The sequence below is a fragment of the Streptomyces tritici genome (genome assembly GCF_048500665.1).
GTDB lineage: Bacteria > Actinomycetota > Actinomycetes > Streptomycetales > Streptomycetaceae > Streptomyces > Streptomyces tritici.
This window is the reverse complement of the sequence record NZ_CP183183.1, coordinates 5,177,651-5,190,559: the sequence shown is the minus strand read 5'-3', so window position 1 is coordinate 5,190,559 and position 12,909 is coordinate 5,177,651. Positions and strand designations below refer to the sequence as shown.

At 72.9% G+C, this 12,909-nt stretch carries 12 protein-coding genes; 4 read left to right on the top strand and 8 right to left on the bottom strand.

The window, feature by feature from the left end; all coding sequences use genetic code 11:
• Positions 1-16 precede the first annotated feature (16 nt).
• From ACNJ93_RS24130 to miaA, 4 genes are all read right to left on the bottom strand, one after another.
• Positions 17-2,104, bottom strand: a complete 2,088-nt coding sequence (locus tag ACNJ93_RS24130) for a RelA/SpoT family protein (RefSeq protein ID WP_418959513.1) — start codon at positions 2,102-2,104, stop codon at positions 17-19.
• A gap of 226 nt (positions 2,105-2,330) precedes the next feature.
• On the bottom strand, positions 2,331-3,218 hold the full coding sequence (dapF, locus tag ACNJ93_RS24125) for a diaminopimelate epimerase (protein WP_418959512.1): 888 nt from the start codon (positions 3,216-3,218) through the stop codon (positions 2,331-2,333).
• Positions 3,219-3,297: 79 nt separating this feature from the next.
• Positions 3,298-3,795 (bottom strand): hypothetical protein, encoded by a 498-nt coding sequence (locus ACNJ93_RS24120; protein ID WP_418961511.1) that lies wholly within the window; start codon positions 3,793-3,795, stop codon positions 3,298-3,300.
• Positions 3,796-3,903: 108 nt separating this feature from the next.
• Entirely contained in the window at positions 3,904-4,842 is a 939-nt protein-coding gene (miaA, locus tag ACNJ93_RS24115) for a tRNA (adenosine(37)-N6)-dimethylallyltransferase MiaA (RefSeq protein WP_418959511.1), read from the bottom strand.
• Between the two features lie 103 nt (positions 4,843-4,945).
• On the opposite strand from miaA, the gene ACNJ93_RS24110 reads away from it, so the two are divergent.
• The gene (locus tag ACNJ93_RS24110) at positions 4,946-5,209 is read left to right on the top strand and encodes an antitoxin (protein ID WP_418961510.1); all 264 of its coding nucleotides are present in this window, start codon (positions 4,946-4,948) and stop codon (positions 5,207-5,209) included.
• A 4-nt stretch (positions 5,210-5,213) separates the two neighbouring features.
• Here ACNJ93_RS24110 and ACNJ93_RS24105 read toward each other — a convergent pair whose 3' ends face one another.
• A complete protein-coding gene (locus tag ACNJ93_RS24105) occupies positions 5,214-5,921 on the bottom strand; it encodes a class III extradiol dioxygenase subunit B-like domain-containing protein (protein ID WP_418959510.1) in 708 nt (235 codons plus the stop codon).
• Positions 5,922-6,007: 86 nt separating this feature from the next.
• Positions 6,008-7,528 (bottom strand): tRNA (N6-isopentenyl adenosine(37)-C2)-methylthiotransferase MiaB, encoded by a 1,521-nt coding sequence (gene miaB, locus ACNJ93_RS24100; RefSeq protein ID WP_418959509.1) that lies wholly within the window; start codon positions 7,526-7,528, stop codon positions 6,008-6,010.
• 68 nt (positions 7,529-7,596) lie between these two features.
• Between miaB and ACNJ93_RS24095 the strand changes: the two genes are divergently transcribed.
• A complete protein-coding gene (locus ACNJ93_RS24095) occupies positions 7,597-8,592 on the top strand; it encodes a TAXI family TRAP transporter solute-binding subunit (RefSeq protein ID WP_418959508.1) in 996 nt (331 codons plus the stop codon).
• A gap of 39 nt (positions 8,593-8,631) precedes the next feature.
• On the opposite strand, the gene ACNJ93_RS24090 is transcribed toward ACNJ93_RS24095, so the two are convergent.
• Positions 8,632-10,035, bottom strand: coding sequence for an ATP-binding protein (locus tag ACNJ93_RS24090; protein ID WP_418959507.1), 1,404 nt, complete (start codon positions 10,033-10,035; stop codon positions 8,632-8,634).
• A 6-nt stretch (positions 10,036-10,041) separates the two neighbouring features.
• Complete coding sequence (locus tag ACNJ93_RS24085) at positions 10,042-10,746, bottom strand: response regulator transcription factor (protein ID WP_418959506.1); 705 nt, start codon at positions 10,744-10,746, stop codon at positions 10,042-10,044.
• 285 nt (positions 10,747-11,031) lie between these two features.
• On the opposite strand from ACNJ93_RS24085, the gene ACNJ93_RS24080 reads away from it, so the two are divergent.
• Together ACNJ93_RS24080 and ACNJ93_RS24075 are read left to right on the top strand one after the other, a co-directional pair.
• The gene (locus tag ACNJ93_RS24080) at positions 11,032-11,817 is read left to right on the top strand and encodes an amino acid ABC transporter ATP-binding protein (protein ID WP_418959505.1); all 786 of its coding nucleotides are present in this window, start codon (positions 11,032-11,034) and stop codon (positions 11,815-11,817) included.
• A gap of 50 nt (positions 11,818-11,867) precedes the next feature.
• Positions 11,868-12,791, top strand: coding sequence for a glutamate ABC transporter substrate-binding protein (locus tag ACNJ93_RS24075; RefSeq protein WP_418959504.1), 924 nt, complete (start codon positions 11,868-11,870; stop codon positions 12,789-12,791).
• Positions 12,792-12,909 lie beyond the last annotated feature (118 nt).

Genomic DNA, 12,909 nt, shown 5'->3' with positions numbered 1-12,909 from the left:
CGCCACCCGAAGGAGGTCAGCGCACGGCCGACCCGGCCGGGGGGCGGACGCGGCTGACGTCGTAGACGCCGGGGACGTCGCGCATGGCCCGCATCAGGGCGGGCAGCCCGGCGGCGTCGGGCAGCTGGAGGGTGTACGTGTGGCGCACCCGCTGCTCGGTGGGCGGCTCGACGGTGGCGGAGACGACGGCGGCGCCGGCGGTGGCGATGGCCTCGGTGAGGTCGGCGAGCAGCCGGGGACGGCCGAAGGCCTCGGCGACCAGGGTGACCCGGCAGGCGGCGGTGTCGCCCCAGCGGACCGGGAGCGGGGTGCGGCCGAGGGCGGCCATGCGGTCGGCGCCGGGACACTCCGCGCGGTGGACGGTGACCGCGCCGCCGCGGACCTGGAAGCCGGTGATGGCGTCGGGTGGTACGGGGGTGCAGCAGCCGGCGAGCCGTACCTGCGCGCCGGGCAGGTCGACGACGGCGCCGACGGCCCCGCCGCGGTCGGCGGTGAGCGCGGACGGCGGCCGGGGGGTCACCGCCGGGGCCTTGGCGCTCTCCGGGTGGGCCTGGAGCCAGGCGGTGATGGCGAGCCGGGCGGCGGGGGTGCGGGCGTGCTCCAGCCAGTCCGGGGAGGGGCCGGAGGCGGAGTCCTGGGCCAGCAGCAGCTGGACGGTGTCGCCGTCGCCGAGGACGGTGCTCAGGGTGGCGAGCCGGCCGTTGACGCGGGCGCCGAGGCAGGCGTGGGCGGCCTCGCCGTGCTGGGCGTAGGCGGCGTCGACGCAGGTCGCGCCGGCGGGCAGGCCGAGCGTGCCGCCGTCGGGGCGGAAGACGGTGATCTCGCGGTCCTCGGCGAGGTGGTCGCGCAGGGAGGTCCAGAAGGTGTCCGGGTCGGGCGTGGAGCGCTGCCATTCGAGGAGGCGGGCGAGCCAGCCGGGGCGGGTGGGGTCGGCCCGCTCGCCGTCCTCGGCGGCGTCGGCGGGCTCGGCGGTCGCGTGGGGGCTGCCGAGCGCGACGACCCCTGCCTCGGCGACCTTGTGCATCCGGTGCGTGCGGATGAGGACCTCGGCGACGGCTCCGTCCGGCCCGGCGACGGCGGTGTGCAGCGACTGGTAGAGGTTGAACTTGGGCGCCGCGATGAAGTCCTTGAACTCGGAGATCAACGGCGTGAAGCAGGTGTGGAGTTCGCCGAGCACGGCGTAGCAGTCGGCGTCCTCGCCGACCAGGACGAGCAGCCGGCCGAAGTCGGTGCCGCGCAGCTCGCCGCGCTTGAGGCGGACCCGGTGGACGGAGACGAAGTGCCGGGGCCGGACGAGGACCTCGGCGGCGATGCCGGCCTCGCGCAGCACGGTGGAGACGTTCTCGGCCATGGCGGCGAGCGCGTCCCCGGCGTCGCTGTTCTCCGCGATCAGGGCCCGGGTGGCCTCGTACTCCTCGGGGTGGAGGATGGCGAAGACGAGGTCCTCCAGCTCGGTCTTGAGGGCCTGGACGCCGAGCCGCTCGGCGAGCGGGATGAGGACGTCGCGGGTGACCTTGGCGATCCGGGCCTGTTTCTCGGGGCGCATCACCCCGAGGGTGCGCATGTTGTGCAGCCGGTCGGCGAGTTTGATCGACATCACGCGGACGTCGTTGCCGGTGGCGACGAGCATCTTGCGGAAGGTCTCGGGCTCGGCGGCAGCCCCGTAGTCGACCTTCTCCAGCTTCGTGACGCCGTCGACGAGGTAGCAGACCTCGTCGCCGAACTGCTCGCGGACCTGATCGAGCGTCACCTCGGTGTCCTCGACGGTGTCGTGGAGCAGCGCGGCGGTCAACGTGGTGGTCTCGGCCCCGAGTTCGGCGAGGATCAGGGTGACGGCGAGCGGGTGGGTGATGTACGGCTCGCCGCTCTTGCGGAACTGGCCGCGGTGCGAGGACTCGGCGAGCACGTACGCCCGGCGGAGCACGGCCAGGTCGGCGTCGGGATGGTGGGCGCGGTGCGCCTCGGCGACGTGTCCGATGGCGTCGGGCAGCCGGTCCCGGGCGGCGGGTCCGAGGAGTGCGGCGCGGCCCAGCCTGCGGAGGTCGATCCTCGGGCGGGCGCGGCGGCGGCTGGGGGCGTCAGGGTTGGTGGCCTCTGCGCTCATGGGGCACCTCCGGCGGCGTCGACCGGCGGTGGACGGGCAGGGCGTGCCCGGGGGGCCGGTGCTTGATGCTACCGACCCCACCACGGGCCGCAGTCCCGCTCTCGCCCAGCGTGAACCGGATCACCCATTCGAGGGATGGAGAGCGGGTGGGCCGTTTGCTTCCTGTGCGATTCGGGCCCGGCCTGCTACGCCTCCGGAGGCCCAGGCCCCGGGCCCCCGCCCCGGTTCAGGCCCGGGCGGCGAGCCAGGACGGGTCGACGACGCCCTCGGCGACGATCACGGCGGGGCCGGTCATGTCGACCCGCCCGTCCGGGTGCTCGGTGATCGTCAGCGTTCCGCCGAGCACGTCCACGGTGTACGTGACGGGCGTGCCGGTCTCGGCGGGGTCGACGCCGTCGCGGCGGGCCGTGGCGACGGCGACGGCGCACGCGCCGGTGCCGCAGGAGCGGGTCTCGGAGGCGCCGCGCTCGTGGACGCGCATGGCGACGTGCCGGGGGCCGCGGTCGACGACGAACTCGATGTTGACGCCGTCCGGGTAGACCGAGGCGGGCGCGTACGGGGGCTCCTCGCGCAGGTCGCCGGCGTCGTCGAGGGAGTCGACGAACGCGACGGCGTGCGGGTTGCCCATGTTCACGTTGCGGGCGGGCCAGCTGCGGCCGTCGACGGTGACGGTCACGCCTTCCTCGGGGAGCGCGGCGCGGCCCATGGCGACGGTGACGGAGCCGTCCTTGTCGAGGTGCACGTGCTTGACGCCGCCCCGGGTGGCCACGGCGACCTCGCCGGCGGTGACGTGACCGGCGTGCTCCAGATAGCGGGCGAACACCCGCACCCCGTTGCCGCACATCTCGGCGACCGAGCCGTCCGCGTTGCGGTAGTCCATGAACCACTCGGCCTCGCCGGCCTGATCCTTCGCCTCGGGGTGGGCGGCGCTGCGCACAACGTGCAGGAGTCCGTCGCCGCCGATCCCGGCCCGGCGGTCGCAGAGCCGGGCGACGGCCGCGGCGTCGAGCTCCAGAGCGTTGTCCGGGTCGGGGACGATCACGAAGTCGTTCTCGGTGCCGTGTCCCTTGAGGAAGGCGAGCGGCGCGTTCTCGGTGCTGGTCACGCGATCCATCGTACGGGCGGGGTACGACGGCCGGCCGGGTGCCGGGTACGGGCCTGACCCGCCGGACGGGCCCCGGGCTCCGCGGCGCTCAGCGCAGCCGGGCGACCCGCCAGACCGCGAGGGCCACGAGCACGGCGCTGATGCCCACGTACAGGGCGAGGACGCGCCAGTCGGGGCGCTCGCCGGAGCCGCGGGCGGGCAGTCCGGGCCAGGTGTGGCCGACCTTGCGGGCGGCCATCATGCCCCAGCCGGCGGCGCAGCAGCTGATGAGCAGGCCGAGCATGGCGACGACCGGTCCGCCGTCGCCGGAGCCGAAGGCGAGCGGGAAGGCGAACATCAGGGAGCCGAGCGCGGCCAGTCCGACGATGGGGGCGAGCTGCCAGATCCGCAGCCGGCGCTGGGGGCGGAGCTCGACCTCGACCTCGTCGGGGGCGACCTCGATCGAGGAGCCCTCGGCGTCGTCCGGGCCGTCCGGGGTCAGGCCCGGCGCGTCGGCGTCACGGGCGCCGCCGCGGATCGCGCCCAGGGCGCCCTCCCGGGCGTCCTGTGCCTCGTCCTGTTCTCTGTCGCGAGGGCCGGCCTCCATCGCCACGCGCCCTCCCCACTCGGACTCCACTTGGTCGATCGATGCTCGATGATGGCACGCCCCCGACCCCCGAAATGACGGGCAGTGCGTCCCGATGCCATCACGTGATCAGGCTGTAACCGCTCGTTCGACCAACGTCAGCGCCCGACGCGGGAGTTCCCCGCGGTCCTCGGCGGCGCCGCTGAGCCAGTGGACGCGCGTGTCGCGGCGGAACCAGGAGTCCTGACGGCGCGCGAAGCGCTTGGTGGCGCGCACGGTCTCGGCGCGCGCCTCGTCCTCGGTGCACTCCCCCGCGAGCGCGGCCAGCACCTGCTGGTAGCCCAGGGCGCGGGAGGCGGTGCGCCCCTCGCGCAGTCCGGCGGCCTCCAGGGCGCGGACCTCGTCGACGAGTCCCGCCTCCCACATCCGGTCGACGCGCCGGGCGATCCGCTCGTCGAGCTCCGGGCGGCCGACGTCGACGCCGATCTGGACGGTGTCGTAGACCGAGTCGGGGCCCGGCAGGTTGGCCGTGAACGGCTTGCCGGTGATCTCGATGACCTCCAGGGCGCGGACGATCCGGCGGCCGTTGCCGGGCAGGATCGCGCGGGCGGCCTCGGGGTCGGCGGCGGCCAGCCGGGCGTGCAGGACGCCGGAGCCGCGCTCGTCGAGCTCGGCCTCCAGACGGGCGCGGACGGCGGGGTCGGTGCCGGGGAACTCCAGGGCGTCGATGGCGCCGCGCACGTACAGGCCGGAGCCGCCGACGAGGACGGGGGTGCGGCCCGCGGCGAGCAGCCGGTCGATCTCGGCGCGGGCGAGGCGCTGGTACTCGGCGACGCTGGCGGTCTCGGTGACGTCCCAGATGTCGAGGAGGTGGTGCGGGATCCCGCCGCGCTCCTCCTCGGTCAGCTTGGCGGTGCCGATGTCCATCCCGCGGTAGAGCTGCATGGAGTCCGCGTTGACGACCTCGCCGCCGAGCTGCCGGGCGAGGAAGACGCCCAGATCGGACTTGCCGGCCGCGGTGGGGCCGACGACGGCGATGACCCGCGGGGCGGGAGTTGCGCTTCTCACCGGCCCAGTCTCCCAAACCTTCGGCGTCGCATGGTCCGCCCGCACGAGTACGCTGTGTATTCCGCACGATTTGGGCGTTTTCAACACCGAGGGCGGTGACCCGATGGGCTTCATGGACTCACTCAAGGCCAAGCTCACCCCGGCGAAGGACAAGGTGTCCGAGCTGGCTCAGCAGCACGAGAAGAAGATCGACGAGGGGCTGGACAAGGCCGCCCGCATGGTCGACGCGAAGACCAAGGGCAAGTACAGCACCAAGATCCACTCCGGCACGGGCAAGGCCAAGGGGGCCGTCGGGCGGCTCGCCCACAAGGAGCACGACGACGGCGGCACCCCGCCGCCGACCCCTCCGACCCCTCCGGCCGGCTAGGGCGTCACGTCCAGGCGGCCACGAAGTAGCCGACGCCGTACGGGGCGTCCTCGTGGAGCAGGCGGCCGTCCAGGCCCGCGCCCTCGGCCGCGCCGGCGAGCACCTGCCAGGGCGCGCGGCCGGCCGCGCGCAGTTCCCGCGCCAGGCCCTCGTCCAGGCCCAGCAGGGCGGCGGTGTCCGCGGCGGCCAGCGCCCGGGCCACGTCCGCGTCGAAGGGCGCGGCGCGCTCGTCGAGGTAGCCGGGGGCCTTCAGCGTGCGGCAGGCGCTGCCGTCGCCCATGACCAGCAGCGCCACGCGCTCGGCGGCGCCCGCCAGCTCGCGGCCGTCGGCCGCGCAGTCCGCGGTGCCGCGCCCTTCGCCCACCCCGAGCCCGGTCACGGGTGCGGCGGCCCACCGCTCGCGCTCCAGGAGCCAGGCGGCGACGGCGAGGGAGGCGGGCAGCGCGCGCTCCCCCTCGGGCCCCGCGCCGAGCCGTACGGTCAGGTCGACCCCGAAGCCCGCGAAGGAGCCCGCCGCGCCCTGCGGGTACTCGGTCCGGTCCGCGCCGGCGGCCGGCCCGACGACGTACAGCCGGTCCGGGCGGGAGGCGGCGAGCACGCCGACCGCGTCCGCGCAGGCGGTGCGGGCGGCGTCCAGCTCCGGCGCGGCTCCGGCCGCGACCTCGGGGACGAGCAGGGGCGGGCAGGGGCACACGGCGGCGGCGACAAGCATGATCCGCAGCCTACTGCGCCACGCCCGCCGTCAGAGGCTGCCGCGGGCCGTCTGCAGCGGCCCGCGCCGCTCGTGCCCGCCCGCCGTCAGTGGCTGCCGCAGGCCGGTGCGGAGGCGGCCGGCAGCGGCTCCGGGACGCCGATCTTCGGCAGGCCGAGCAGCACGCCGGCCGGCTTGGCCGCGGCGGCCTCGTGGCGCTTCTGCCAGGCGTCGCCGGCGCGGGTGCGGCGCACGGACGCGACCGGGCCCTCGGCGAGCAGGTGGTGCGGGGCCGCGTAGGTGATCTCGACGGTCACCACGTCGCCGGGGCGCACCTCCTCGTCCGGCTTGGTGAAGTGGACCAGCCGGTTGTCGGGGGCGCGGCCGGAGAGGCGGTGGGTGGCGCCGTCCTTGCGGCCCTCGCCCTCCGCGACCATGACCTCCAGGGTGCGGCCGACCTGCTTCTTGTTCTCGTCCCAGGAGATTTCCTCCTGGAGGGCGACCAGGCGCTCGTAGCGGGCCTGCACGACCTCCTTGGGCACCTGGTTCTCCATCTCGGCGGCCGGGGTGCCGGGGCGCTTGGAGTACTGGAAGGTGAAGGCGTTCGCGAAGCGGGCCTCGCGGACCACGTGCATGGTCTGCTCGAAGTCCTCCTCGGTCTCGCCGGGGAAGCCCACGATGATGTCGGTGGAGATGGCCGCGTGCGGGATGGCGGCGCGGACCTTCTCGATGATCCCGAGGAAGCGCTCCTGCCGGTACGAGCGGCGCATCGCCTTCAGGACCGTGTCCGAACCGGACTGCAGCGGCATGTGCAGCTGCGGCATCACGTTCGGGGTCTCCGCCATGGCGGCGATCACGTCGTCGGTGAAGTCGCGCGGGTGCGGCGAGGTGAAGCGGACCCGCTCCAGGCCCTCGATCTCGCCACAGGCGCGCAGCAGCTTGCTGAAGGCCTCGCGGTCGCCGAGGTCGGAGCCGTACGCGTTGACGTTCTGACCGAGCAGGGTGATCTCGGAGACGCCCTCGGCGACCAGCGCCTCGATCTCGGCGAGGATGTCGCCGGGCCGGCGGTCCTCCTCCTTGCCGCGCAGCGCCGGGACGATGCAGAAGGTGCAGGTGTTGTTGCAGCCGACGGAGATCGAGACCCAGGCGGCGTACGCGGACTCGCGCCGGGTCGGCAGCGTGGAGGGGAACGCCTCCAGCGACTCGGCGATCTCGACCTGTGCCTCCTCCTGGACCCGGGCGCGCTCCAGGAGCACCGGCAGCTTGCCGATGTTGTGGGTGCCGAAGACCACGTCGACCCACGGGGCCTTCTTCACGATGGTCTCGCGGTCCTTCTGCGCCAGACAGCCGCCGACGGCGATCTGCATGCCGGGGCGCTTCGCCTTCTTGGGGGCGAGGTGGCCGAGGTTGCCGTACAGCTTGTTGTCGGCGTTCTCGCGGACCGCGCACGTGTTGAAGACAACGACGTCGGCCTCGCCGTCGGACCCCTCGGGGGCCCGCACGTAGCCGGCGTCCTCCAGCAGACCGGAGAGCCGCTCGGAGTCGTGGACGTTCATCTGGCACCCGTAGGTGCGCACTTCGTAGGTTCGCTGGACGTCCACTGCCTGGCTCCGGTCGCTGATGGTCATGCCACAAGGGTAGGCGGTCCCACGCCATGGCCTGGCCGTCACGGGGAGTGAGGTGGCAGGATCGCGGCATGCCGCGCTCACTGTCCCGTTTCGCCCGCCGCCGGGCCGTCCAGGTGTCGGCCGCGCTGGCGGTGGTGTGCGCGCTGCTGGCCTGGTGGCTGCTGCCGCCGGGGAACCCCGGGCCCAGCGGGCGGATCACCTTCAGCACGGGCGTGCCCACGGGCGTGTACCAGCGCTACGGCAAACTGCTCCGGGAGGCGCTGGCCCGCGATCTTCCCGAGGTGAAGATAACGCTGCGCGACAGCGAGGGCTCGCAGCAGAACCTGGCGCGGCTCGCCTCGGGCGAGGCGGACTTCACCGTGGCCACGGCGGACGCCGTCGCCCAGTACCAGCGCGCCGGCATGCCCGGCGCGAACCGGCTGCGCGGGCTGGCCCGGCTCTACGACGACTACGTCCAGCTGGTCGTCCCCAAGTCCTCGAAGGTGACCTCCGTCGCCCAGCTCAAGGGGCTGCGGGTCGGCGTGGGGCAGGAGGGCTCCGGCGTCCGGCTGATCGCCGACCGGGTACTGAAGGCCGGGGGGCTGCGCCCGGACGCGGACGTCGTCCCGGTCTCGGCGGGCATCGACACCATGCCGGGGCTGCTGGAGCACGGCAAGCTGGACGCCTTCTTCTGGTCCGGCGGTCTGCCCACCCATGCCGTGCAGGAGCTGTCCGAGCGGCATCCGGTGCGCCTGGTGCCGCTGGACGCCCCCCTGATCGCCCGGATGCACGACGCGGGCGCGGAGACCCGGTACTACCGCTCCGCGGTGATGCCGGCCGACGCCTACCCCCGCGCCCAGGAAGGTCCGGTGGAGACGCTGGCGGTGACGAACCTGCTGGTCACCACGGACCTGACGGACCCCGCGATGGCCGAGGGCCTGACGCGCACGGTGATCCGGAGCCGTGACCGGATCGGCAGCCAGGTCCACCCGGCCCAGCTGGTGGACCTGCGGACGGCGATCTACACGGACCCGCTCCTGCTGCACGACGGCGCCCGGGAGTACTACCGGTCCGTGAAGCCCTGACCCTCAGGGCCTCTCCGGTCCTGATCCTTCGGACACGCCCTACGCGGCCGGGCCGGGCGGCCCGCTGCGCGGGAGGGTGACCGTCACGGCCAGCCCGTGCGGCTCGTTGTGCGCGTACGCGATGGTGCCGCCGCCGGCGGCGAGCAGGGCGCGGGTGATGGACAGGCCGAGCCCCGAGCCCTTCACGTTCTGGTGGCGGCCGCTGCGCCAGAAGCGGTCGCCGACGCGGGTCAGCTCCTCGTCGGTGAGTCCCGGGCCCCGGTCGGTGACGACGACGGTCGAGGTCGTGCCGTCGGCGGCCGTCCGGACCGTGACCTCCTCGCCCTCGGGGGTGAACTTCAGCGCGTTGTCGATCACCGCGTCCAGCGCGCTGGACAGCGCCACCGGGTCCGCCCAGGCGGTCACCGCGCCGCCCTCGTGCACCAGCCGCACGCCCTTCTCGTCGGCGAGCGGCCGCCAGGCGGCCACCCGCTCGGCGGCCAGCTCGCCGATGTCGGTGAGCCGCAGGTCGGCGGCGGCGTGCTCGGCGAGCGCCAGGTCGAGCAGGTCGTCGAGGACCTGCGCGAGCCGCTTGCCCTCAGTGCGCACGGAGGCGATCTCCTCGTTGCCCTCGGGGAGTTCGAGGGCCAGCAGCTCGATCCGCAGCAACAGTGCCGCGAGCGGGTTGCGCAGCTGGTGGGAGGCGTCGGCGACGAACGCCCGCTGCTGCTCCAGGACGTCCTCGACGTTGTCGGCCATCTCGTTGAACGACTTGGCGAGACGGCGCAGTTCGGGCGGGCCGCCGGCGACGGCGACCCGGGAGTTCATCCGGCCCGTGGCGATGTCGTGGGTGGCCGCGTCCAGCACCCGTACCGGCCGCAGGACCCAGCCGGTGAGCCGGAAGGCGGCGCCGACGGCGACCAGCATGGCCGCCACCTCGCCGGCGGCGATGAGCAGCCAGCCGTGCAGGATCCGCGAACGCAGCTGCCCGGTGGGCGAGTCGGTGACGACGACGGCGACGACGTCCCCGTCCCGGACCACGGGCGAGGCGATCGGGAGCCGGGCGTCGGTCTGCCACGGCCAGACCTGCGGAGGGTCGTGGCTGCGCCGGCCGAGCAGCGCCTCCTGGAAGGCGCGGCGGCCCTCGCCCTCCTTGGGCACGGTCCAGCCCTCCGGGGCCGAGGCCATGGCGCGGTTGTCGCGGAGGAAGACGCCGGCCCGGATGTCGTACACGTCGTGATAGCTCGTCAACTCGCCGGTCAGCGTGGCCCGTCGCTCGTCGATGCCGGGGTCGTTCTCGGTGACGAACTGGGCCAGCGCGGCGAACCGGGCCGCGTCGTCGAGCCGGTCGACGACCACCCGCTGCTGCTCGGCGGCGGCCAGGCTGGCGGCCAGCGGGAAGCCGAGGGCCAGCAGCACCCCGGCCATCAGCACGATGAGCAGCGGAAGGAGACGGGTGCGCACGGAGGGTTACGCCGCCGGCACGACGAGTCGGTAGCCGACGCCCCGTACGGTCTCGATCAGGGCCGGCATCCGCAGCTTGGAGCGCAGGGAGGCGACGTGCACCTCCAGCGTGCGCCCGGTCCCCTCCCAGCTGGTGCGCCACACCTCGCTGATGATCTGCTCGCGGCGGAAGACCACCCCGGGCCGCTGGGCGAGCAGCGCGAGCAGGTCGAACTCCTTGCGGGTGAGCGGCACAGGCGCCCCGTCGACGCTGACCCGGCGGGTGGGCAGCTCGATGGTGACCGAGCCCAGGCGCAGCGCGGTCTCCTCGCCGGCCGGCCCGCCGTCCTCGCCGGCGGCGGTGCGCCGGCTGACCGCGTGGATCCGGGCCAGCAGCTCGCCGGTGTCGTACGGCTTGACCACGTAGTCGTCGGCGCCCAGGTTCAGCCCGTGTATGCGGGAGCGGACGTCGGAGCGCGCGGTGACCATGATCACCGGCGTGGAGGTCAGCTTCCGGATCTTTCCGCAGACCTGGTAGCCGTCCTGGTCGGGCAGACCCAGGTCGAGCAGGATCACGCCGAACGAGGGGCGCTCGCCGTGCGCCGCGGGCAGCACCGCCTGCAGCGCCTCCTCGCCGTTGCGTGCGTGCGTGACGGCGAAGCCGTGCCGGGCGAGCACCGCGGACAGGGCGGCGGCGACATGATCGTCGTCCTCGACGAGCAGCAGTCTCATGGCCCCCCTCCGGTGGCGTGGCAGTGGTCGGTGGTCCCCGTATGCACGAGTGGATGCATACCTATGTATCAGGCATGAACGCCGATCGTCGGCGTCACAGTCAAGTGTCCCCCGCTCGCGCCCGGGTTTCTGTTATCCACCCGGTACGCCGTCGGCGGCACGGTTCACGCAGTGTGTCCGGTTGCGGCCGGATCGTTATGCTCAATTTCCGCTCAGATGTGATGACGGTCATCCCGCCGTGTCTCTAGTGTCCTCCCCAACCGAGGAGGACGGAGCTAAAAGCCGATGAGCGGAGTGTCAGTGACGAAGGGTTCGGCGGACGCCGTGCCGGCGGCCGATGACCTGGTCGTACTGTCCGACGTGAACAAGCACTTCGGCGCGCTGCATGTGCTCCAGGACATCGACCTGACCATCGCCCGGGGCGAGGTCGTGGTCGTGATCGGGCCCTCCGGGTCCGGCAAGTCCACGCTGTGCCGCACCATCAACCGCCTGGAGACGATCGACTCCGGCACCATCACGATCGACGGAAAGCCCCTGCCCCAGGAGGGCAAGGAGCTGGCGCGGCTGCGCGCCGACGTCGGCATGGTGTTCCAGTCGTTCAACCTGTTCGCGCACAAGACGGTGCTCGAGAACGTGATGCTGGGTCAGGTCAAGGTCCGCAAGGCGGACAAGCAGGCCGCCGAGACCAAGGCCCGTACCCTGCTCGACCGGGTCGGCGTCGGCACCCAGGCGGACAAGTACCCCGCACAGCTCTCCGGAGGACAGCAGCAACGCGTCGCGATCGCACGGGCGTTGGCGATGGACCCGAAGGTCATGCTGTTCGACGAGCCGACCTCGGCCCTCGACCCCGAGATGATCAACGAGGTCCTCGAGGTGATGCAGCAGCTGGCGCGCGACGGGATGACGATGGTCGTCGTCACCCACGAGATGGGCTTCGCCCGTTCCGCCGCCAACCGCGTCGTGTTCATGGCCGACGGCAAGATCGTCGAGCAGGCGACGCCGGACGAGTTCTTCAGCAACCCGCGCAGCGACCGGGCCAAGGACTTCCTGTCGAAGATCCTGCACCACTGACGACGGTCCCCGAGAATGACCAACGACCTACGACACAAGGGATGTTCACCATGAAGCTCCGCAAGACCGCGGCCGTGGCCGCCGTTGCTGTGCTCGCGCTGACCGCGACCGCCTGTGGTGGCAAGGAGGGTTCGGCCGGCGACAAGCCGACGAACGTCAAGCCGGGCGAGTCGGGCGCCCCGCAGCTTCCGACCTACACCGTCGCCAAGGACGTGAAGATCGACTCGAAGGTCCTCAAGGAGGCCCAGAAGCGCGGCAAGCTGATCATCGGCTCGAAGGCCGACCAGCCGTACCTCGGCTTCGAGGACCAGGCCACCAAGAAGCGCTCCGGCTTCGACATCGAGATCGCCAAGATGGTCGCCGCCGACCTGGGCTTCTCCGAGGACCAGATCGAGTGGAAGACGGTCGACTCCAAGCTCCGTGAGACCGCGATCTCCACGGGCCAGGTCGACTACTACGTCGGCACCTACACGATCAACGACAAGCGCAAGGCGCAGGTCGGCTTCGCGGGCCCGTACTACAAGGCCGGCGCCGACCTCCTGGTCCGCAAGGACGAGACCGCGATCACCGGCCCGGAGACCCTGAAGGGCAAGAAGGTCTGCTCCATCACGGGCTCCACCCCGCTGCAGGAGATCAAGAAGCCGCAGTACGGCGCCCAGACCACCGAGCTGGCGAAGTACTCGGACTGCGTGCAGCAGCTGCTGACCAAGCAGGTCGACGCCGTCACCACCGACGACTCGATCCTCAAGGGCTACGCGGCCGCCAACGCCGGCAAGCTCAAGGTCGTCGGCAAGCCGTTCACCGAGGAGCCCTACGGCATCGGCATGAACAAGGACGACAAGGCGCTCCGCGACGCGATCAACACCTCGCTGGAGAACCACATCAAGGACGGCACGTACAAGAAGATCTACGAGGCGACCCTGGGCCTGTCCGGCTCCGCCTTCGTCGAGCCGCCGGCGATCGTCCGCTACTGATCACCGCGCGGTGACCGGGGACCGCTCGCCCCGAGCGCCGATCACCGTCCTGTGAGAGCGCCCCGTACGCACGACCGTACGGGGCGCCCCTCCCCCTGCCCGTACGCCTTCCCCGTAG

Excerpts from the sequence above, each read along its gene's own strand:
- ACNJ93_RS24130 (WP_418959513.1), bottom strand. The coding sequence starts at position 2,104 with ATGAGCGCAGAGGCCACCAACCCTGACGCCCCCAGCCGCCGCCGCGCC.
- dapF (WP_418959512.1), bottom strand. The coding sequence starts at position 3,218 with ATGGATCGCGTGACCAGCACCGAGAACGCGCCGCTCGCCTTCCTCAAG.
- ACNJ93_RS24120 (WP_418961511.1), bottom strand. The coding sequence starts at position 3,795 with ATGGAGGCCGGCCCTCGCGACAGAGAACAGGACGAGGCACAGGACGCC.
- ACNJ93_RS24110 (WP_418961510.1), top strand. The coding sequence starts at position 4,946 with ATGGGCTTCATGGACTCACTCAAGGCCAAGCTCACCCCGGCGAAGGAC.
- ACNJ93_RS24105 (WP_418959510.1), bottom strand. The coding sequence starts at position 5,921 with ATGCTTGTCGCCGCCGCCGTGTGCCCCTGCCCGCCCCTGCTCGTCCCC.
- miaB (WP_418959509.1), bottom strand. The coding sequence starts at position 7,528 with ATGACCATCAGCGACCGGAGCCAGGCAGTGGACGTCCAGCGAACCTAC.
- ACNJ93_RS24095 (WP_418959508.1), top strand. The coding sequence starts at position 7,597 with ATGCCGCGCTCACTGTCCCGTTTCGCCCGCCGCCGGGCCGTCCAGGTG.
- ACNJ93_RS24085 (WP_418959506.1), bottom strand. The coding sequence starts at position 10,746 with ATGAGACTGCTGCTCGTCGAGGACGACGATCATGTCGCCGCCGCCCTG.
- ACNJ93_RS24080 (WP_418959505.1), top strand. The coding sequence starts at position 11,032 with ATGAGCGGAGTGTCAGTGACGAAGGGTTCGGCGGACGCCGTGCCGGCG.
- ACNJ93_RS24075 (WP_418959504.1), top strand. The coding sequence starts at position 11,868 with ATGAAGCTCCGCAAGACCGCGGCCGTGGCCGCCGTTGCTGTGCTCGCG.